The organism is Pelagibius sp. (assembly GCF_028289705.1).
In the GTDB taxonomy this organism is placed as follows: Bacteria; Pseudomonadota; Alphaproteobacteria; order Kiloniellales; family Kiloniellaceae; genus Pelagibius.
Genome location: NZ_JANQOI010000160.1, coordinates 1 through 20,315, shown reverse-complemented (window position 1 = coordinate 20,315; position 20,315 = coordinate 1). Strand labels below are relative to the sequence as shown.

The 20,315-nt window shown below is 67.5% G+C and carries 22 protein-coding genes and 1 other RNA gene; 18 read left to right on the top strand and 5 right to left on the bottom strand.

Annotated features, from left to right (window positions below):
• The 4 genes from Q0996_RS19905 to tkt all read right to left on the bottom strand — a co-directional run.
• The coding region (locus Q0996_RS19905) for a class II fructose-bisphosphate aldolase (protein ID WP_322096763.1) at positions 1–337 on the bottom strand (337 nt) is incomplete at its 3' end.
• 277 nt (positions 338–614) lie between these two features.
• Positions 615–1,628: a type I glyceraldehyde-3-phosphate dehydrogenase gene (gene gap / locus Q0996_RS19900; RefSeq protein WP_299623885.1), complete on the bottom strand. Its 1,014-nt coding sequence runs from the start codon at positions 1,626–1,628 to the stop codon at positions 615–617.
• A gap of 253 nt (positions 1,629–1,881) precedes the next feature.
• On the bottom strand, positions 1,882–2,880 hold the full coding sequence (locus Q0996_RS19895) for a class I fructose-bisphosphate aldolase (protein ID WP_299623883.1): 999 nt from the start codon (positions 2,878–2,880) through the stop codon (positions 1,882–1,884).
• 59 nt (positions 2,881–2,939) lie between these two features.
• On the bottom strand, positions 2,940–4,907 hold the full coding sequence (gene tkt / locus Q0996_RS19890) for a transketolase (protein WP_299623880.1): 1,968 nt from the start codon (positions 4,905–4,907) through the stop codon (positions 2,940–2,942).
• 389 nt (positions 4,908–5,296) lie between these two features.
• On the opposite strand from tkt, the gene Q0996_RS19885 reads away from it, so the two are divergent.
• The 5 genes from Q0996_RS19885 to Q0996_RS19865 all read left to right on the top strand — a co-directional run bounded on the left by Q0996_RS19885 (position 5,297) and on the right by Q0996_RS19865 (position 7,593).
• A complete protein-coding gene (locus Q0996_RS19885) occupies positions 5,297–5,521 on the top strand; it encodes a hypothetical protein (protein WP_299623877.1) in 225 nt (74 codons plus the stop codon).
• 5 nt (positions 5,522–5,526) lie between these two features.
• Positions 5,527–5,883: a cell division protein ZapA gene (locus Q0996_RS19880; protein ID WP_299623874.1), complete on the top strand. Its 357-nt coding sequence runs from the start codon at positions 5,527–5,529 to the stop codon at positions 5,881–5,883.
• Between the two features lie 23 nt (positions 5,884–5,906).
• A non-coding RNA gene (gene ssrS, locus Q0996_RS19875) (6S RNA) lies at positions 5,907–6,064 on the top strand.
• A gap of 43 nt (positions 6,065–6,107) precedes the next feature.
• Positions 6,108–6,695, top strand: a complete 588-nt coding sequence (locus tag Q0996_RS19870) for a 5-formyltetrahydrofolate cyclo-ligase (protein WP_299623871.1) — start codon at positions 6,108–6,110, stop codon at positions 6,693–6,695.
• A 79-nt stretch (positions 6,696–6,774) separates the two neighbouring features.
• A complete protein-coding gene (locus Q0996_RS19865) occupies positions 6,775–7,593 on the top strand; it encodes a TIGR00282 family metallophosphoesterase (protein WP_299623868.1) in 819 nt (272 codons plus the stop codon).
• Between the two features lie 47 nt (positions 7,594–7,640).
• Here the strand turns inward: Q0996_RS19865 and Q0996_RS19860 are convergent, their stop codons facing one another.
• Positions 7,641–7,934 (bottom strand): hypothetical protein, encoded by a 294-nt coding sequence (locus tag Q0996_RS19860; protein WP_299623865.1) that lies wholly within the window; start codon positions 7,932–7,934, stop codon positions 7,641–7,643.
• 282 nt (positions 7,935–8,216) lie between these two features.
• Here Q0996_RS19860 and Q0996_RS19855 point away from each other — a divergent pair, with 282 nt between their 5' ends.
• The 13 genes from Q0996_RS19855 to ftsH form a co-directional block, all read left to right on the top strand.
• Positions 8,217–8,966, top strand: a complete 750-nt coding sequence (locus tag Q0996_RS19855) for a YebC/PmpR family DNA-binding transcriptional regulator (protein WP_299623862.1) — start codon at positions 8,217–8,219, stop codon at positions 8,964–8,966.
• 337 nt (positions 8,967–9,303) lie between these two features.
• Positions 9,304–9,867: a crossover junction endodeoxyribonuclease RuvC gene (gene ruvC, locus Q0996_RS19850; protein ID WP_299623859.1), complete on the top strand. Its 564-nt coding sequence runs from the start codon at positions 9,304–9,306 to the stop codon at positions 9,865–9,867.
• Complete coding sequence (ruvA, locus tag Q0996_RS19845) at positions 9,864–10,466, top strand: Holliday junction branch migration protein RuvA (RefSeq protein ID WP_299623856.1); 603 nt, start codon at positions 9,864–9,866, stop codon at positions 10,464–10,466. Before ruvC ends, ruvA begins: the two co-directional genes overlap by 4 nt.
• A complete protein-coding gene (gene ruvB, locus Q0996_RS19840) occupies positions 10,463–11,548 on the top strand; it encodes a Holliday junction branch migration DNA helicase RuvB (protein WP_299623853.1) in 1,086 nt (361 codons plus the stop codon). The genes ruvA and ruvB overlap by 4 nt, the downstream gene beginning before the upstream one ends.
• The gene (gene ybgC, locus Q0996_RS19835; protein WP_299623850.1) at positions 11,545–11,991 is read left to right on the top strand and encodes a tol-pal system-associated acyl-CoA thioesterase; all 447 of its coding nucleotides are present in this window, start codon (positions 11,545–11,547) and stop codon (positions 11,989–11,991) included. Before ruvB ends, ybgC begins: the two co-directional genes overlap by 4 nt.
• Positions 11,992–11,994: 3 nt before the next feature.
• Positions 11,995–12,723: a protein TolQ gene (gene tolQ, locus Q0996_RS19830; protein ID WP_299623847.1), complete on the top strand. Its 729-nt coding sequence runs from the start codon at positions 11,995–11,997 to the stop codon at positions 12,721–12,723.
• 4 nt (positions 12,724–12,727) lie between these two features.
• A complete protein-coding gene (gene tolR, locus Q0996_RS19825) occupies positions 12,728–13,219 on the top strand; it encodes a protein TolR (RefSeq protein WP_299623844.1) in 492 nt (163 codons plus the stop codon).
• An 87-nt stretch (positions 13,220–13,306) separates the two neighbouring features.
• Positions 13,307–14,206: a hypothetical protein gene (locus Q0996_RS19820; protein ID WP_299623842.1), complete on the top strand. Its 900-nt coding sequence runs from the start codon at positions 13,307–13,309 to the stop codon at positions 14,204–14,206.
• Between the two features lie 65 nt (positions 14,207–14,271).
• Positions 14,272–15,597: a Tol-Pal system beta propeller repeat protein TolB gene (gene tolB / locus Q0996_RS19815; protein WP_299623888.1), complete on the top strand. Its 1,326-nt coding sequence runs from the start codon at positions 14,272–14,274 to the stop codon at positions 15,595–15,597.
• A gap of 148 nt (positions 15,598–15,745) precedes the next feature.
• Positions 15,746–16,270, top strand: coding sequence for a peptidoglycan-associated lipoprotein Pal (gene pal / locus Q0996_RS19810; protein WP_299623839.1), 525 nt, complete (start codon positions 15,746–15,748; stop codon positions 16,268–16,270).
• Between the two features lie 351 nt (positions 16,271–16,621).
• Positions 16,622–17,668: a tol-pal system protein YbgF gene (gene ybgF, locus Q0996_RS19805; RefSeq protein ID WP_299623836.1), complete on the top strand. Its 1,047-nt coding sequence runs from the start codon at positions 16,622–16,624 to the stop codon at positions 17,666–17,668.
• Between the two features lie 46 nt (positions 17,669–17,714).
• The gene (gene tilS / locus Q0996_RS19800; protein WP_299623833.1) at positions 17,715–19,058 is read left to right on the top strand and encodes a tRNA lysidine(34) synthetase TilS; all 1,344 of its coding nucleotides are present in this window, start codon (positions 17,715–17,717) and stop codon (positions 19,056–19,058) included.
• A gap of 42 nt (positions 19,059–19,100) precedes the next feature.
• Positions 19,101–20,315, top strand: a 1,215-nt coding sequence (ftsH, locus tag Q0996_RS19795) for an ATP-dependent zinc metalloprotease FtsH (protein WP_322096762.1), incomplete at its 3' end; no start/stop codon positions are given.

Sequence of the window (20,315 nt, the reverse complement as noted above, 5' to 3'; positions counted from 1 at the left end):
GCTTGCCGGTGATCAGGTGATAGCCCTCGCTCTCCGCCATGGCCTCCAGCTTCTCGCTCTGCGCCTTGCGGCCGGTGAAGCGGACTGTGCGCACCCCCTGGCGGAAGGCGGCCATGACCAGCCCCGGTTTGTCGCCGCAGTCGAGCACCGCCGTGACCTCGACCTCCGGCACCTCGCGCTCGGCCTGGCGGATGACCTCGCGGAACCAGAGGGCGCCAGTGTAGGCGGCGGCCCCCGGCGGCGAGGCCAGGGTCACCGGGCAGTCGAGGGCGCGCGCCACCTTCAGGGCGCAGACCGCCTGTTCGAGGGAGTGAATGATGATGGTCTTGCCGCGCATGCCTGGGGCGATCCGGTGGTCCCGTTCCGACAACCATAGAGCCGGAACCCGGGGAGGAAACACGAAAATGGGGACAGGGCGCGGCAGACCGCCCACGGGCCTCTCAACCTGCACTCTGGCCTCTCAAACCGTCATTGCCGGACTTGTTCCGGCAATCCATGGAGGTCCCGGTCTCGGTTATTCCATGGACCCTCGGGACGAGCCCGAGGGTGACGATGTGGTTTGGAATGATCTTGGTAAGCAGTGGAGATCAGATCAGTTTTCTCGAGCCCGTCCCCTAAGACGCCAGCTTGCCTAGGGCGACGGCCGTGTCGCTCATGCGGCAGGAGAAGCCCCACTCATTGTCGTACCAGGAGAGGACGCGCACGCAGGTCTTGTCCAGCACCTGGGTCTGGGTGGCGTCGAAGGTGGAACTGGCGGCGGAGTGGTTGAAGTCGGTGGAGACCAGCGGCTCCTCGTTGATCGCCAGGACGCCCTTCAGACGGTTGCCCTTGGAGGCCTTGACCATGGCGTCGTTGATGGCCTCGACGGTGGTCTTGGTCTTCGCCTCGATGGTCAGATCGATCAGGCTGACGTTGGGGGTGGGCACGCGGATGGCGGTGCCGTCGAGCTTGCCCTTCAGTTCCGGCAGCACCAGGCCGACGGCCCGGGCGGCGCCGGTGGAGGTGGGGATCATCGACAGCGAGGCCGCGCGGGCACGCCGCGGGTCCTTGTGCAGGGTGTCGACGGTGCGCTGATCGCCGGTGAAGGAATGGACCGTCGTCATGAAGCCGTGCTTGATGCCGACGGTCTGCTCCAGCACATGGGCCACCGGCACCAGGCAGTTGGTGGTGCAGGAAGCGTTGGAGACGATGTTGTGGCTCTTGCGCATTTTGTCGTGGTTGACGCCGTAGACCACGGTGATGTCGGCGCCGGAGGCGGGGGCCGAGATCAGCACCTTCTTGGCGCCGGCCTCCAGGTGTTTGCCGGCGGCTTCCTTGCTGTTGAAGATGCCGGTGCATTCCATCACCACGTCGACGCCCAGCTTGCCCCAGGGCAGGTTCGCCGGATCGCGCTCGGAGAAGACCTTGACCTTCTTGCCGTCGACCTTGATGGCGTCCTTCAGGGCCTCGATCTTGCCGTTGTAGGGGCCGTGCACGGAATCGTACTTCAGCAGATGGGCATTGGCTTCCGCCGTGCCGAGATCGTTGATGGCGACGAACTCGACGTCCTTGCGTTTGCTTTCCATGGCGGCGCGAAACACGAGCCGCCCGATCCGGCCGAAGCCGTTGATGCCAACCTTGATCGCCATGGTGCTGTCTAGTCCTCCCGCTTGCCGGGGTCCCCGCCGCGGCGAGGACCGGTCTTGCCGATTGCTATCTTCGTCTCTCTACCCAGATCGTCACCCTCGGGCTTGTCCCGAGGGTCCATGGAAAGAGCGAGACCCGGACCTCGATGGATTGCCGGAACAAGTCCGGCAATGACGGTTCGGGAGGCCGGAGAATGAGACTCTTGTAACGGATAAGATCTCAACTCGGGTCTGGCTCTTAGGCTACTTGTGTCGCTCAGGCGTAGGTGCCGGTGGCCGCCGCGCTGTTGGCCTTGGCGCGCTCCAGCAGGGCCGCCTGGCCGGCGGCCAGGTTCTCCGCCTTGCCGGACCAGGCCTTCAGCGGTGCCGCCTGCAGGGCCCGGCCATAGGAGAAGCTCAGCTTCCAGGGCAGGTCCCCCAGCTTGTTCATGGCATCCAGATGCTCGGTCGCCTGCTCGTCGCTCTGCCCGCCGGAGAGGAAGACGATCCCGGGAACCGCGGCCGGCACGCTGCGCTTCAGGCAGCGCACGGTGCGTTCGGCCACCTCGGCGACGCCGGCCTGCTCCGGGCAGGTGTCGCCGGAGACCACCATGTTGGGCTTGAGCAGCGTGCCCTCCAGCCAGACGTCCTGGATCGACAGCTCCGCATAGACGCTGCGCAGCACCTCCTCGGTGACCTCCTCGCAGTCGTCGATGCTGTGGTCGCCGTTCATCAGCACCTCGGGCTCGACGATGGGCACCAGCCCGGCTTCCTGCGCCAGGGCTGCATAGCGGGCCAGGGCGTGGGCGTTGGCGGTGATGCAGGCGGGGCTGGGGATCGACTCGCCGATGCGGTAGACGCCGCGCCACTTGGTGAAGCGGGCGCCGAGCTTGGCATAGTCTTCGAGCCGCGCGCGCAGGCCGTCCAGGCCCTCGGTCACGGTTTCCTCCGGGTGCCCGGCCAGCGGCTTGGCGCCGACATCGACCTTGATGCCGGGGATCATGCCGGCGGCGTTGAGCTTGTCCACCAGCGGGGTTCCGTCGGCGGCTTTCTGGCGGATGGTCTCGTCGTAGAGGATGACGCCGGAGATGTAGGTCCCGACATCGGCGGTGGTGAAGAGCATGTCGCGGTAGTCGCGGCGGTTCTCTTCGGTCGACGCGATCTTGATGCTGTCGAACCGCTTTTTGATGGTGGGGGAACTCTCGTCGGCGGCGAGTATGCCCTTGCCGTCGGCGACGAGCGCCTCGGCTGTATCCGCAAGCGTTGCTGAAGTCATGTCTCAGAGCCCTCCGTTCGCGCGCATCTGAAAGGGAAGGCCGCAGCGCTGTGGGGCCGTCAGAACCGTGTCTTGACGGCGTCCACCACGGCTTCGGCGGTTACGTTGAACTTCTTGAAGAGATCTTTGGCCGGGGCCGAGGCACCGAAGGACCGCATGCCGACGAAACCGCCGCCGGATTCGATCCAGCGCTCCCAGCCGAAGGGGCAGGCGGCTTCGATGGCGATGTGCAGGGTGCCGGGGCCGAGCACCTCGTCGCGGTAGTGCGGCGGCTGCTGTTCGAAGAGCTCCCAGCAGGGGACCGAAACCACCGCCGCGGAAATGCCCTCCTCGCGCAGCATCTTCTGCGCCTCCATGGCGACATGCACCTCGGAACCGGAGGCCAACAGGGTCACCTGCCGCTCGCTATCGGCGGGCACCATGATATAGGCGCCATAGGCCGAGAGGTTTTCCGGACCGGCCTTGCGGATGGTCGGCAGCCCCTGGCGGGTCAGCGCCAGCACCGAGGGGCTGTCCTTGGCCTGCAGCGCCAGCTCCCAGCACTCCGCGGTCTCGATGGTATCGGCCGGGCGGAAGACCAGCAGGTTCGGAATGGCGCGCAGCGCGGCGAGCTGTTCGATGGGCTGGTGGGTCGGCCCGTCCTCGCCGAGACCGATGGAATCGTGGGTCATGACATAGATGACCCGCTGCTTCATCAGCGCCGAGAGGCGGATCGAGGGGCGGCAGTAGTCGGTGAAGATCAGGAAGGTGCCGCCGTAGGGAATGAGGCCGCCATGCAGGGCGATGCCGTTCATGGCCGCGGCCATGCCGTGCTCGCGCACACCGTAGTGGATGTAGCTGCCGTCGAAGCTGCCGGGGGCGACGACGCCCTGGGACTTGCTCTTGGTGTTGTTGGAGCCGGTGAGGTCGGCCGAACCGCCGATCATCTCCGGAATCGCCGCGGTCAGCACCTCCAGGGTCTTCTGCGAGGAAACCCGGGTGGCGACGGTCGGCGCTTCGGCGGCGATCTCCGCCTTGAAGGCGCCGAGGGCCTGCTGCCAGCCGTTGGGCAGTTCGCCGGCCATCTGGCGCGTGAAGGTCTCGCGCAGCTCCGCGGCGCTGCCGTCCAGGCGCGCCTGCCAGGCGGCCGACTCGGCGCCGCCGCGGGCCCCGGCTTCGCGCCAGGCCGAGAGGATCTCGTCGGGAAGCTCGAAGGGCGCATGGGGCCAGCCGAGTTCCTCGCGCGCTGCGGCGATCTCCTGGGCGCCCAGGGGCGCCCCGTGGGTGGCCGCCGTGCCCTGCTTGTTGGGCGCGCCGTAGCCGATGGTGGTCCTGCAGGCGATGAGGCTCGGCCGGTCGCTGCTGCGGGCCGCCTCCAGCGCCGCTGCGACGGCCTCAGGATCGTGGCCGTCGACCTGCGCGGTCGCCCAGCCGGACGCCTCGAAGCGCTTGATCTGGTCGTCGGAGACCGCGAGATCGGTGCTGCCGTCGATAGAGATGCCGTTGTCGTCGAACAGCACGATCAGCTTGTTGAGCCGCAGATGGCCGGCCAGGGAGATCGCCTCGTGGCTGACCCCTTCCATCAGGCAGCCATCGCCGGCAATAACATAAGTGTGGTGGTCCACCAGGGCGTCGCCGAAGCGGGCATTCAACAGGCGCTCGGCCAGCGCCATGCCGACGGCATTGGCCAGCCCCTGGCCCAGCGGCCCGGTGGTGGTCTCGATCCCGGCGGCATGGCCGTACTCGGGGTGCCCGGCGGTGCGGCTGTCGAGCTGGCGGAAGTTGCGCAGCTCCTCCATGGTCATGTCTTCGTAGCCGGTCAGGTGCAGCAGCGCATAGAGCAGCATCGAGCCGTGGCCTGCCGAGAGCACGAAACGGTCGCGGTCCGGCCAATCCGGCTGCGCCGGATCGAACTTGAGGAATCGCGTGAAGAGCACCGTCGCCACGTCGGCCATGCCCATGGGCATGCCGGGGTGGCCGGAGTTGGCTTGCTGGACCGCATCCATGGCCAGGGCGCGGATCGCGTTGGCCATATCTCGATGGTTCATGTCCAGATGATACAAGGGGCTGCTGCTGCTGTCTTGCGGCGAAGACGACGGGACGGCGTCCATCGGAGGGATCCACCTGTGGGGGACAGAGGGCGGCGATACAAAAGCTGCATGGCCGGATGGGCCGCAAGATGCCGCCCCCTCCGGTTCAGGTCAACCGGGATGTCGCCGTCAGGCGCCGATTGTTCCGCTTACACCGTTATCGCGCATTGATGCGGATCACTTTGCCGCTCACGACAGGCAAAACGACTCGTTTCGCCGCTGGATGGCTTCGGCGTCCGCGGTTGACCGGTCACGAGGGCCATGCCTATGGTGCCGAAGGGAATGGCCGCCGATATGCCGGTGAAAGGCGGGCGGTGCATTCCGGGAAGCGATCGGACGGAAAGCCCATGGCACAACTGGATGAAGCCAGCAGGCGGCTGCAACGCGCAATCGACGATCTTGAGCAGGCGGTCTCGGCGCGCATCGCCCAGGGCGCCGGGGGCGACGATTCGACCTTGCGGGATGCGCTCAGCGCGGCCCGGCGCGAGAACGCCGTGCTGCAGCAACTGGCCAGCAACGTTTCGGCGCGTCTCGACACGGCGATCGTGCGTCTGCGCCGTTTGGCGGGCTGACGGACATGGCACAGATCGCATTGACGGTGCACGGCCGCTCCTACCAGGTCACCTGCGACGACGGTCAGGAAGGCCATCTGGTGAAGCTGGCCGAGTACATCGACCGCAAACTCAGCGAGTTGGAAGGCAGCATCGGCCAGGTGGGCGAGCAACGCCTTCTTTTCATGTCCTGTCTGCTGGTCGCCGACGAGCTGTTCGATGCGCGCCGGCAGATCGACGGGCTGAAGAAGGGGGAGACCCCGCTGGATCAGGCTGCGGCATCCAATCAGGGCTCTGGCGGCGGTGAGGCGCAGGCCTCGCTGGCGCTGGAATCCTGCGCCCAGCGCATCGAGGCTATTGCCGCCCGCCTGCAAGAAGCCTAGATAGGTCGGACCTCATCTATTGGGCGGCGCTGCGGGGTGCGTCAGGTTTCGCGATCCCTGGGGCCAATACCGAACCTCTAGGGAGCTGTCCCTGCCGGAGCCGTGGTTCCGGTATACGGCGCCCACCTGCTTGGCAGGCCACAGAGGATTCCATGTTACCAACGGCCTTCGCGGCGCCGCCTTGATGACGATCCGGATAACCCTTCCCACCGCCGGGCGCGACGATGACGAGCGCCCTTGAAGCCGCCAAGGCGCGGCTGCGCGGCACCGCGAAAGCCGCCCGCAAGGCGGCGGCCGCGGCGGATCGTGCGGCCGGGGCCACGGCGGCTGCCGCGCTGCGCGACCGGTTCCTGGCCGCCTTCGCGCCGGAGGCCGGGACCGTGGTGTCCGGCTACTGGCCCATGGGCGATGAGATGGACCCGCGCCCGCTGCTGGCGGCGCTGGCCGATGCCGGCTGCGTGCTGGCCCTGCCGGCGCTGCGCGGCCCGGGCCAGGCCCTCGACTTTCGCGCCTGGGCGCCCGGCGATCCCCTGGTCCCCGCGGCCTTCGGCACCAGCGAGCCGGCGGCGGACAAGGCGCTGCTCCAGCCCGGGGTGCTGCTGGTGCCGCTGCTGGCTTTCGACCGGGCGGGTTACCGCCTCGGCTACGGCGGCGGCTTTTATGACCGCAGCCTTGCCTTTCTGCGCAGCCGGGGTGATACCCTGGCCGTCGGCCTCGCCTATGCCGCCCAGGAAGTGGCAGAGGTTCCGCGGGACCGGAACGATCAGCGGCTCGACGGCCTGGTGACCGAGCAGGCGGTCACCAGGCTTTAGGCCAGCGCCGCCCCCGGCTCGGGTAGGGTTGAACGAGTTTTAGTCAGAACACACACGGCTTCGGAATGCGATCCTTGGTATGAGACTTCTGTTCTGTGGCGATATCGTCGGCCGGTCCGGGCGCGATGTGGTGTTGAAGGAACTGCCCGGCCTGCGCGAGCGGCTGGATCTCGATTTCGTCATCGCCAACGGCGAGAACGCGGCCTCCGGCTTCGGCATCACCGAAAAGATCTGCCGCCAGCTCTTCGACGCCGGCATCGACGTGATTACCGGTGGCAACCATAGCTGGGACCAGCGCGACATCATGACCTACATCGCGCAGGAGCCGCGGCTGCTGCGGCCGCACAACTACCCGGCCGGAACGCCGGGCCGGGGCATCGGCGTCTTCAACGGGCGCCGCGGCAAGAAAGTGCTGGTCATCAATGTCATGGGCCAGCTCTTCATGGAGGATCTGGACGATCCCTTCGCCTGCATGACCGGCCTGCTCGCCCAATACCGCCTCGGCGCCAACGTCGACGCGGCGGTCATCGATTTCCACGGCGAGGCCACCTCGGAAAAAATGGCGGCCGGCCACTTCGTCGACGGCCGGGTCTCGCTCCTGGTCGGGACCCACACCCATGTGCCCACCGCCGACGGCATGATCCTGCCCGGCGGAACCGCCTATCAGAGCGATGCCGGCATGTGCGGCGACTACGATTCGGTCATCGGCATGGACAAACGGGTGCCCATCGAGCGCTTCGTGAAGAAAGTCCGCGGCGAGCGTCTCTCGGTCGCCGGGGGCGAAGGCACGCTCTGCGCGGTCTTCGTGGAGACCGACGACGGGAGCGGGCTCGCCAAGCGGGTGATGCCCCTGCGCATCGGCGGCCGGCTGGCCCAGGCCCTGCCGGAGCTGGTGTGACCGGAGTCGGTTCTACTCTTTAGGGAAAGCGGCTGCTGCCAGCCCGCTCAACGTCTGGACGAGACGGAGATAAAGCGCTCGACCTCGCAGTGCAGGACGCCGCTCTGCTCCGTCACCTCGTGGGAGATCCGCAGCGCCTTCTCGGCCAGCGCCCTGGTCGGGCCGGCGGTTTCGGCCTTTGAGGCGGCGTTCAGCAGCCCCTCCAGGGCGGCCAGACCGGACTGTTCGGCGAAGCCCTCCACCAGATCCGCAGCCTGGTCGAGTCGGCGCGCGACCTCGGCCGAATCGTCGGAGATCTCGTCGGTGATCGCCAGATCGATAATGTTCAAGGGCAGCGGCATCGCATCCAAGCTCTTGGTCTGGAAGGCTCGAGCGATGAATTCTGCCGGGGCGGTCTTAATTTCGCGTTAACCCGGGGGGTCGGCGCCTCTGGCAAGGGCCCCCCGAAAATGCCCAGTCGGCAAGGGTGCGGGGCTTTTGGTTCCCCCCGCGACCTGATAGAAGCCGCCCTATTGTCGCCATATTGGGAGACTATCGCTGAGGGTCGAGTGCCCCGCATAACCTCAAAATATGGTAGGCTTAAGCCGAAGTCGCCCCATTATGTAGGATAGGATCGTCGAGTCATGGCGGGCCATTCACAGTTCAAGAACATCATGTACCGCAAGGGTGCGCAGGATAAGAAGCGCGCCAAGCAGTTCGCGCGCCTGACCCGCGAGATCATGGTCGCCGCCAAGTCCGGCCTGCCGGAACCCGACAAGAACCCGCGCCTGCGCGGCGCCATTCAGGCGGCCCGGGCCGCCAACATGCCCAAGGACAACATCGAGCGGGCCATCAAGCGCGCGGCCGGCGGCGAAGACGGCACCAACTACGAAGAGGTGCGCTACGAGGGCTATGGCCCCGGCGGGGTGGCGGTGATCGTCGAGGCCCTGACCGACAACCGCAACCGCACGGCCTCCGAAGTGCGGGCCGCCTTCAGTAAGCATGGCGGCAGCCTGGGGGAGACCAACTCCGTCTCCTTCATGTTCGACCGCGTCGGGGTGGTGGTTTATCCCGCCGCCATCGGTTCGGCCGACGACGTCTTCGAGGCGGCGGCCGAGGCCGGTGCCGGCGACGTCGAGAGCTCGATGGAGAGCCATGAGATTACCTGCGATCCCGATGACTTTTCGGTGGTCCGCGATGCCTTGACCGAGCGCTTCGGCGATCCCAACGAGGCGGAGCTGACCTGGCGCCCGCAGAGCACCGTGGCGATCGACGAAGACAAGGCGCAGACGATGCTGAAGTTCCTGGATGTGCTGGATGAAAGCGACGACGTGCAGCGGGTCTCGGCCAACTTCGAGATCAGCGATGACGTGATGGCGCGCCTGACGGCCTAGGGCCTGTTGAGATTCATTTTGCCGTTGTGGTCCGAGCGGATTTGGCCCTCGGTTAGGAGCGACGAGGAAGGACATGCCTAAGCATATTCGACGAGGAGCGACGCGGCCGCGGGCCAAATCCGTCGGATCCCTTCGGGACGGGGCAGATATTCGCCAGGGCCGCGTCGCGGACGCCTTGTGGGGGATCACCCCACGGCGCCGCCCGCTCCTAGCCCTGGCGAATATCTGCTCCCGCCACGACGGCGAAATGAATCTCAACAGGCCCTAGACCGGCGTTGGGGCAAGAGGAGCCGGTCTGCGAGGGCCTGGTCGAATTGGGGGAACCGATACGAGCGCGATGCGAGTTTTAGGATTGGATCCGGGGCTGCGTCACACCGGCTGGGGCGTGATCGAAGCGGATGGCAATCGTCTTCGGCATCTGGGCAACGGGGTTGTCGTGTCCGATGCGAAGGCGGAGCTGTCCCAAAGGCTGCTGCAGCTTCACCAGGGCATCGCGGAGGTCGTCGCGCGCTTTGCGCCGGACAGCGCCGCCGTGGAGACCACCCTGGCCAACAAGAATCCCTCCTCGACCCTGAAGCTGGGCATGGCCCGCGGCGTGGCCCTGCTGACCCCGGCGCTCGCCGGCCTGCCGGTTGCCGAATACCTGCCGATGATCGTCAAGAAGGCGGTGGTCGGCACCGGCCATGCCGACAAGGACCAGGTGGAGATGATGGTCGGGCGCCTGCTGCCCGGCTGTGCGGTGGCCGCCCCCGACGCCGCCGATGCCCTGGCGGTGGCGATCTGCCACAGCCACCACCGCGCCACCGGACAGCGTTGGGCGGCCGGACGCGAAGACCCCCTGCGCGCAAACCCGGAGGTTCCCGCGCCGCCGCGCCGCCGTGCCTCGGGAGATATCCGGTGATCGGCAAGCTGACGGGGACCATCGATTCGACCGGGGAGGACTGGGCGATCGTCGACGTCGCCGGCGTCGGCTATCTGGTCTTCTGTTCGCGCCGCAGCCTCGGGCTGCTGCCCTCCGTGGGTGGCTCCGCCAGCCTCTTGATCGAGACCCACGTACGTGAGGACCACATTCACCTCTTCGGCTTTGCCGAGCCGGCCGAGCGCGACTGGTACCGCCTGCTGATCGGCGTGCAGGGCGTCGGCGCCAAGATGGCGCTGGCGATCCTCTCCGTGTTGTCGCCGGCGGATCTGGTGCAGGCCATCGCCGCCCAGGACAAGGCCTCTCTGAGCCGGGCCAGCGGCGTTGGCCCCAAGCTGGCCGGGCGCATCGCCTCGGAACTGAAAGACAAGGCCGGCGGCATCGCCCTGGGGCCGGTGGCGCTGGCCAACGGCGCGCCGGCGCCCGGCGGCGTCTCGGAGGATGCGGTCTCGGCCCTGGTCAATCTGGGCTACCGCCGCGCCGAGGCCTTCACCGCCGTTGCCAAGGCTATGGGTGAGCTGGGTGGTGAGGCGTCCGTCGAGGCCCTGATCAAGGCCGGGCTGAAGGAGCTGGCGTCATGAGCGACGGTGCCAGCGACAGCCGCGTAGTGGCGCCTGACTTTCGCGAGGAAGACAGCGCCGAGCACGGCCTGCGGCCGGCGCGCCTCGACGATTTCGTCGGCCAGCGGGCGGTGCGCGAGAACCTGCGGGTCTTCGTGCAGGCGGCGCGCGGCCGCGGCGATGCCCTGGACCACGTGCTGTTCTTCGGCCCGCCGGGGCTCGGCAAGACCACCCTGGCGCAGATCGTCGCCCGGGAACTGGGGGTCGGCTTTCGCGCCACCTCCGGCCCGGTGATCGCCAAGGCCGGGGACCTGGCGGCGATCCTCACCAACCTGCAGCCCCACGACGTGCTGTTCATCGACGAGATCCACCGTCTGTCTCCCGCCGTGGAGGAGGTGCTCTACCCGGCGATGGAGGACTTCCACCTGGACCTCATCATCGGCGAGGGGCCGGCCGCCCGCTCGGTGCGCATCGATCTGCCGCCCTTCACCCTGGTGGGCGCCACCACCCGTTCAGGGCTGATTACCACGCCCCTGAGGGAGCGCTTCGGCATCCCGCTGCGCCTGCAGTTCTACGAGCCCGAAGAGCTGCAGCAGATCGTCAGCCGCGGTGCCCGGATTCTGGACATGACGCTGACCGACGACGGCGCCGGTGAGATCGCCCGCCGCTCGCGCGGCACGCCCCGGGTGGCCGGCCGCCTGCTGCGGCGGGTCCGCGACTTCGCTGCCGTCGCCGGGGTCGAGGTCATCGCCGCGCCCCAGGCCGACGGGGCCCTGCGCCGCATGGACGTCGACGAGCGCGGGCTCGATGCCATGGACCGGCGCTACATGCGCTGCCTGGCCGACAGCTACGGCGGCGGCCCGGTGGGGGTGGAAACCCTGGCGGCCGCCCTCTCGGAGCAGCGCGATGTCCTGGAGGAGGTCATCGAGCCCTATCTGATCCAGCAGGGCCTGGTGCAGCGCACGCCGCGCGGGCGGGTGCTCTCGCGCGGCGGCTACGGCTATCTCGGCCTCGATATTCCCCGCGGCCTGGAGCAGCTCGATCTGCTGGGCGAAGAGCCTGGTGAGGCCGGCTCCGGCGGCGGCAAGGAGGGCGAGGCTTGACCCCCTCCTCGGGCTGTCTGGTGGACGGCGAACACCGCTATGCCTTGCGTGTCTTCTACGAGGACACCGATGCCGGCGGCATCGTCTACCACGCCCGTTATCTGAACTTTGCCGAGCGTGCCCGCACCGAGGCGCTGCGTCTTGCCGGCATCCAGCAGACCGAGATGCGCGCCCGATATGGCGTGGTCTTCGCGCTGCGCAGTTGCAGCGTCGATTTCCGCCGCCCGGCGCGTTTGGACGATTTGGTGGAGGTGCGTTCACGCTTCACCAACCTTAAAGGCGCAAAACTCTCGGCTCTGCAGTCGATCTGGCGCGGCGAGGAAGAGCTCACACGTATCGACGTGGAGGTCGCCTCGATCCGCGACGACGGCCGCCCGACACGCATTCCCGGTGCGGTCCGTGCCGCCCTGGAACCTTTTTTGCAGTCTATGGAACAGGGGTAACCCATGGAACAGGACGCCGTAAGCTCAGAAGCCCTCAGTGGTACGGTAGACCCGACGCTCTCGGTCTGGGGGCTCTTTCTGCAAGCCGACATCGTGGTGCAGGCGGTGATGGTCCTGCTGCTCCTCGCCTCCTTCTGGAGCTGGGCCATCATCTTCGAGAAGGTCCTGCGGATGCGCCGCCTGAAGGAGCGGGCGGGCCAGTTCGAGGAGGCCTTCTGGTCCGGCGGTTCGCTGGACGACCTCTACGACCGCCTGGACAACCGCCCGCCCGATCCCATGGCCTCGCTCTTCGTCTCGGCGATGCGGGAATGGCGGCGCTCCTCCGCCCGGGGGATCGGCGGCGGCTCCGAGGGCCGGGCCAGCCTGCGCCAGCGTATCGAGCGGGTGATGGACATCGCCCTGGGCCGCGAGATGGAACGGCTGGAGCGCCACATGACCTTCCTCGCCTCGGTCGGCTCGGCGGCGCCCTTCATCGGCCTCTTCGGCACGGTCTGGGGCATCATGAACGCCTTCACCTCCATCGCCGCGGCGAAGAACACCAGCCTGGCGGTGGTCGCCCCCGGCATCGCCGAAGCGCTCTTCGCGACCGCCCTCGGCCTGGTGGCGGCGATCCCGGCGGTAATCGGCTACAACAAGCTGTCCAACGACCTCGGCCGCTACGCCGGCCGGCTGGAGGCCTTCGCCGGCGAGTTCGGCGCCATCCTCTCGCGCAAGCTCGACGAAAAGGTCTGAGGCCATGGCGGCGACCCTGCAAGCGGCACAGCGCGGCCGCGGCCGCAACAGCGGGCGCTACCGCCCGCTCAGCGAGATCAACGTCACGCCCTTCGTCGACGTCATGCTGGTGCTGCTCATCGTGTTCATGGTCACGGCGCCGCTGCTGACCGTCGGCGTGCCGGTCGACCTGCCGAAGACCCAGGCGCAGTCCATCGCCGATCCGGATGAACCGCTGGTGATCACCGTCAACTCGGAAGGCGTGATCCACATCCAGGACTCGCCGGTCGAGCTCGGGCAACTGGTGCCCCGCCTGCGGGCGATCACCGAAAGCAAGCCCGACACCCGCATCTTCGTGCGCGGCGACCGGACGATCGCCTATGGGCGGATCATGCAGGTGATGGGAACGGTCAACACCGCCGGCTTCAGCCGGGTGGCGCTGATCGCCGAGTTGCCCAAGGGCGACGAGGCCGCGGCCGTCACGGGCGGTGCCGCGCAGAAGTCTCAGGACAACTAGCGCCATAGGTCACGCGGGCCCCGGGCGGCCAAAGCACGGGGCCAGAGGATAAGGCCAAAGGGTAAGGAAAGACGGTTCGGCGCAGGCATGGGCAAGGCAGCGATCCTCTCAGCGGTTCTGCATCTGGCGGTGATTGCCATGGTGGTGATCGGGCTGCCGATCTTCCGTGAGCCGCTGCAGGACTTCGAGGCGATCCCGGTGGAACTCGTGACCCTGCCCGACGAGGCGGTGCCGGTGGAGCAGGAGGTGGAGCCCGAGCCGGAACCCGAACCGCCGCAGGCCCCTGAAGAGGCACCGGAGCCGGAGCCGGAGATCGCCGAAGCGCCGGCCCCGCCGCCTGAGCCGGAACCCGAACCGGAACCGCAGCCCGAACCCGAACCCGAGCCGATTCCGGAACCCGAGCCCGAACCCGAGCCGGAGCCCGAGCCCCAACCGGAACCTGAACCGGAGCCCGAACCGGAACCCGAAACCAAGGCGCCGCCGAAGCCGCAGCGCAAGCCGCAGATCCAGGTCGCCGAAAAGCCGAAGGAACCGGTGAAGGAAGAGCCGAAGCCCCAGGACCCGATGGCCTCGATCCTCCGTAATGTGGAGAAGCTTGCGGAAAGCGCCCCCAAGCGCGCGCCGCAGACCGCCAAGGCGCCGACCCCGGCGCCGCAGCCCCGCGTCTCGGCGGTCCAGCGCCTGCAATTGGAGAATTCGATCCGCAGCCAGGTCGAGCGCTGTTGGATAGCAGATGCCGGCGCCCTCAAAGCCGAAGACCTGATCGTCGAAGTCATCGTCAACCTGGCCCCGGACGGGCGCATCATCGGCCAGCCGAAGGTGGTGGACGTCCGGCGCATGAACCGCGATGCCTATTTCCGCAGCGCCGCGGAAAACGCTGTCCGGGCGATTCTCAGATGCAGCCCCTATGAGCTGCCAATAAACCAGTACTCAGAATGGAAACAGATGAACCTGACCTTTAATCCGAGGGAGATGTTCGGATCATGACGTCGATGCAGAGCCTCCACATCCATCGCGCCCCGCCGCTCCCTCGCTGGCGGCTGACCGGCTTGATGCCCGCGTTGGCGGTCCTCGTCCTCTGCCTGCTCGCGCCCTGGGCGCCGGCTCAGGCCCAGTTGAAGGTCGACATCACCCGGCCGGTGGTCGAGCCGCTGCCGGTTGCCATCACCGATCTCTTCGGCGAGATCGCCGAGGAGCAGAAGCTGGGCGCCGACATCGCCGGTGTGGTCGCCGCCAATCTGGAGCGCAGCGGGCTGTTCCGTCCGGTGGACAAGGGGGCCTTCATCCAGGATGCGCGCAGCCTGCGCAACGGTCCGCGCTACGGTGACTGGCGGCTGATCAATGCCCAGGCGCTGGTGGCCGGCAACGTCCAGCTTCAGGCCGACGGACGCATGCAGGTGCAGTTCCGCCTCTGGGACGTGTTCTCGGAGCTGCAGATGGAGGGCCGGCAGTTCACCACCACGCCGGCCAACTGGCGCAACATCGCCCACCGCATCTCCGACTTCATCTATGAGCGGCTGACCGGCGAGGTCGGCTACTTCAACACGCAGATCGTCTACATCGCCGAGGCGGGCCCGCAGAACCGGCGGGTCAAGCGCCTGGCCATCATGGACCAGGACGGTCAGAATCACCGCTTTCTGACCAGCGGCAACGAAACCGTGCTGACGCCGCGCTTCTCCCCGACCACCCGCGAGATCACCTACCTGGCCTTCCAGCGCTCCGGCGGGCGCGAGATCCCGCGGGTCTATCTGTTCAATCTGGACACCGGCCAGCAGGAGGTGCTCGGCGAGTTCCCCGGCATGACCTTTGCGCCGCGCTTCTCCACCAAGGGCATCTCGGTGATCTTCTCCATGGCCGCGGACGGCAACACGGAGATCTACACCGTCGATCTGCGCACCCGCGGCCAGCGGCGTCTGACCAGCCATCCGGCCATCGACACCTCGCCGTCCTACTCGCCGGATTCGAGCCAAATCGTCTTCAATTCCGACCGCGGCGGCCGCCCTCAACTCTATGTGATGGACAGCGATGGAAGTAATCTGCGGCGAATCAGTCGTGGTAAGGGGAGTTACTTCACTCCGGTCTGGTCGCCGCGCGGCGATCTGATCGCCTTCACACGTCAACACGCGGGGGAGTTCTATATCGGCGTGATGCGGCCCGATGGCAGCGGGGAGCGGATGCTGGTGCGCGATTACAACGTGGAGGCGCCGACCTGGGCGCCTAACGGACGCGTGCTGTCCTACTTCCGAACCACCCGCGCCGACGCGCAGGGACGCATCACTAGCAAGATCTTTACGATTGATCTGACAGGGTTCAACGAACGCGAGCTTGTGACGCCTCTGGACGGCTCTGATCCGGCTTGGTCCCCCTTGATTCGCTAGGGGGTGGCCGGTTATAGTCCGTTAACCATTTTCGGCCTTTATAGGCCGTCGTTGGGGGGGCATATCAAGCAGGCACGACCTGTGAATTCACCGGTGGCAGGTCTGCCTCAATTCATAAAATCCGGGGATGTGTTTGAGAGGGCAGAATATGCGCTTTTCCTTGGTTACGACCTTTGCGGCGGCGATGTTGCTTGCTGCGTGTTCAACGCCGTCCGAAGAGGCCTCAACGACGTCGGGCAGCGGCTCTAGCGGCGGATCGACCAGTACCACCACCGCGGCGTCGGACCCCGCGCCGACAGCGCTCCCCACCCCGGCAGCGGGCACGCAGGAAGAGCTGACCGTGGAGGTCGGCGATCGTATCTTCTTCGACTACGATCAGTACAACATACGCGCCGACCAGCGCGACACGGTGGAAGCCTTGGCTGCTTGGCTGGACACCAATCCAGGCGTCGCCATGACCCTGGAAGGTCATGCCGATGAGCGCGGCACCCGCGAGTACAACCTGGCCCTGGGCGAGCGGCGCGCCAATTCGGTGCGCGACTACCTGGTGGCGCTGGGGATCAATCCGGGCCGTCTGAGCGTGGTCAGCTTCGGCGAGGAACGTCCCGCCGTGCTCGGCTCCAACGACTCGGCCTGGGCTCAGAACCGCCGGAGTGCCTTTGTCGTCAACTAGTCCTGCCATCGCGTAAGCGGGCCTCTGCGCAGGCCGGCCTTCGCGCGGGTGGGACAGACGAGAGACTCGGTCCCCGGTTCACGGGCAAGCCCCGTCCGGCTTCAGCGGTTGATCGCAAAGCCGGGCGGGGCTTTCGTCTTTGGCGGCCTGGATTCGGCGATCGGGGATGTGGGTGAAGTGGGCAGCTTGCCGTGGCGCCAGGCGCCCGGCTGTTGGCGCACGCCGCGCCGCGCGATAAGCTTGCGTCCCACAAATGACATGGCCTTAAAAATGACAAGAAGGTCTGCCAGACGAGGCAGACCTGCTAGGCCGGGAAGATAAGGACGCAGAGATCTTGCGGAGGATTGAACGATGACCACCGCGACTCCCCTGGCTCGCTGGAGCGGACGGGCGCGATCCGGCGGGCGCTGGCTCGCCCTTGCGCTGATCGGCAGCTTGGTCTGGGCTGCCCTGCCCGCGGCCGCCCAGACGGTCGAGGACCAGGTCCAGCGCCTGCAGCGCGAACTCTCCGACCTGCAGCGCCAGGTCTATGGCGGCGCCGGGGCGCCGGCGGCCGGCGCCGGCACGGCCACCGGCCTGGCCCCCACCCAGGCGGCGCGAATCGAGCTGCGCCTCAACCAGTTCGAGGCCGAGCTGCGGAGCCTGACCGGCCAGGTGGAGGAGATGCGCTTTCAGACCGACAGCGTCAGCCAGCGGCTGGACCGCCTGGTTGCCGATGTGGATCTGCGTCTGCAGGCTCTGGAGCAGGGCGGCGTTTCGCCGGGCCTTGCGGAGGCGGCGCCGGCGGGCGCTGCCGCCGAGACGGCGGCGCAGGGCTTTGCCGCGAGCCCGCCGGTCACCGCCGGCAGCAGCGCCGCACCGGGCACCCTCGGCACCATCGCGGAGACCGACCTTCAGCGCTTCAAGCAACAGCAGGGAAGCCTGTCACCCGCCGCCCCGGCGGCTGCCGGGCCGACCGTTTCCGGGGGGCAGGTCGCCGCGGTACCGGGGAGCGGCAGCCCGGCGCTGCCGGGCGCTACGCCGCGCGAGAAGTACGACTTTGCCTTCGGGCTGCTGCGCCAGGCCAACTACGAGGGGGCGGAACAGGCGCTTTCGGCCTTTCTCGCCGAACACCCCAACGACGCCCTGGCCGGCAATGCCAAGTACTGGCTCGGCGAGACCTACTATGTGCGGGGCAACTACCAACAGGCGGCCGTGACCTTCGCCGAGGGCTTTGAAGCCTATCCCGACAACCCCAAGGCCCCGGACAATCTGCTGAAGCTGGGCATGTCGCTTGCCTCCCTCGGCAGCACCGCCGATGCCTGCGGTACTTTCCAGGTGCTTCAGCAACGCTACGCCGATGCCTCCGCGACGATCATCCAGCGCTCCCGCCAGGAAGCCCAGCGCATCGGCTGCTAACGGCGCGGCCGGCACGCGGTCCGAAGCGGGGCTGGGCGGTTCGCCGGTGGCGGCCCTGAACGGCGCGGAGTTTGCCGCCCTGATGAGCGGCCTCGGCCCTTTCGAGCCGCGTCCCCTGGTCGCGGTCGCGCTCTCCGGTGGCGGCGACAGCCTCGCGCTCACCCTTCTGCTCAAGGACTGGCTCGACGCGCGCGGCGGCAGCCTGCTGGCGCTGACCGTCGATCACGGATTGCGCCGCGGGTCGGCCGTCGAGGCGGCCCGGGTCGCCGCCCAGATGCGCCGGCTCGGCATCGCCCACAAAACCCTGCGGTGGGAGGGCAAGAAGCCGGCAGCCTCGCGCCAGGCCGCGGCCCGGGCTGCCCGCTATGCCCTGATGGGCGCAGCCTGCGAGGCCCGCGGGATCTTTCATCTGGCGCTCGCCCATCACCTGGAGGACCAGGCCGAGACCTTTCTGCTGCGCCTCGGCCGGGGCAGCGGCCTCGACGGGCTATCGGCCATGGCCCCGGTGAGCGAAACCGCCGGCCTCAGGCTGCTGCGCCCCTTGCTGGCGATCCCCAAGGCGCGCCTGATGGAAAGCCTGCGGGAGCGCGATCTTCCCTGGATCGACGATCCCAGCAACGCCGACCCTGCTTTTGCCCGGGTGCGGCTGCGCCGCCTGCTGCCGGAGCTGGCGCGCGAGGGCATGTCGCCGGCCCGTCTGGGCTCCGCGACCCAGCACCTGGGTCGGGCGCGGATCGCCCTGGAGACCGAGGTCGCCACCGTGCTCGCCCGCGCCGTGCGGCCCGATCCGGCCGGCTTCCTGGAGGTCTCCCCGACTGTCCTGGCAGCGGCGCCCCGGGAGGTTTCCCTGAGAGCCCTGGCGCGCTGCCTGATGGCGGTGGGCGGGGCGGACTATACGCCGCGCCTCCACCGGCTGGAGCGCCTCCATGCCCGGCTCGGCTCTGGGCTTGGCCGGGGCGCGACCCTGGGCGGCTGCCGCATTCTGGCCCGCGGTGCGGACTGGCTGATGGTGCGCGAAGCCGGGCGCAGTGCCGAAGGGCGTTTGGAGCCGGGCGGACGGCTGCTGTGGGACGGCCGGTTCGAGCTGGTCATGGGCCGGGGCCGCGATGCGGTCGATACCACCCCTGGTAGTGGCGGAGTCACCGTCTCGGCCCTTGGCCTTGCGGGCTGGCGCCGGCTGAGGGCCGCCCTGACGCCGGCCCAGGACCGCCTGGCGGCGCGGATCCCGGCCGCGGCGCGGGCCGGTCTGCCGGCCCTGCGGGACCGCCGGGGCCTCGCCGCGGTTCCACCCCTGGGCTATTTTCGCGACCAATCGACGGCCAAGAGGTTGAATATCTGCCGTTTTGCTCCCACAAATGGGTTAACCGGCAGCGCATTTACGGTTGTTTAGACGCCGCCGGACATTATCTTTGAGTCCAGGCAGTCGATCACGATGCCGGGCCGCTCCGCGCGCCCTCAGCGTCTAACAGGGAAGTTGACCGTGAATTTCAGCCGCAATGCAGCACTGTGGATCATCATCGTTCTGCTGCTGTTCGCCCTGTTCAATTTTTTCCAGAACTCCATGAGCGGGCGTCCGCAGCAGGAAGTTCCCTATTCGGAGTTCCTGAAGCAGGTTGACACCGGCGAGGTGAGCAAGGTCACCATCCAGGGCAGCGAGATCACCGGTAACTACACCGGTGGCCGCACCTTCGCGACCCGCGCGCCGGACAACCTCGACGGGTTGGTCGAGCGCCTGGATGCGGCCGGCGTCACCTTCGACGTGAAGCCGGTGGACGGCAACAGCACGCTCTTCATGATCCTGGTCAACTGGTTCCCGATGCTGCTGCTGATCGGCGTCTGGATCTTCTTCATGCGCCAGATGCAGGGCGGCGGCGGCAAGGCCATGGGCTTTGGCAAGTCCAAGGCCAAAATGCTGACGGAAAAGCAAGGGCGGGTGACCTTTGATGATGTTGCCGGCGTGGACGAGGCCAAACAGGAACTTGAGGAAATCGTCGAGTTCCTCAAGGACCCGCAGAAATTCCAGCGTCTGGGCGGAAAAATCCCCAAAGGTGTGCTGCTGGTCGGGCCGCCCGGTACCGGTAAGACACTGATTGCCCGTGCCGTGGCTGGTGAGGCGAGCGTTCCCTTCTTCACCATCTCCGGTTCTGACTTTGTCGAAATGTTTGTTGGTGTCGGCGCCAGCCGCGTCCGCGACATGTTCGAACAGGGCAAGAAGAACGCCCCTTGCATCATCTTCATCGACGAAATCGACGCCGTTGGCCGCCATCGCGGCGCCGGCCTGGGCGGCGGCAATGACGAGCGCGAACAGACGCTCAACCAGTTGCTGGTCGAGATGGATGGGTTCGAGGCCAATGAGGGCGTCATCCTGATCGCGGCCACCAACCGGCCCGACGTGCTCGACCCGGCTCTGCTCCGTCCTGGTCGTTTCGACCGCCAGGTTGTCGTGCCGAACCCCGATATTCTGGGCCGCGAGAAGATCCTCAAAGTCCACATGCGCAAGGTTCCGCTGGCCGCCGATGTCGACCCGAAGGTCATCGCGCGCGGCACGCCCGGCTTCTCTGGCGCCGACCTGGCAAATCTGGTGAATGAAGCGGCGCTGCTGGCGGCTCGTAAGAACAAACGCGTCGTCACGCACCTTGAGTTCGAG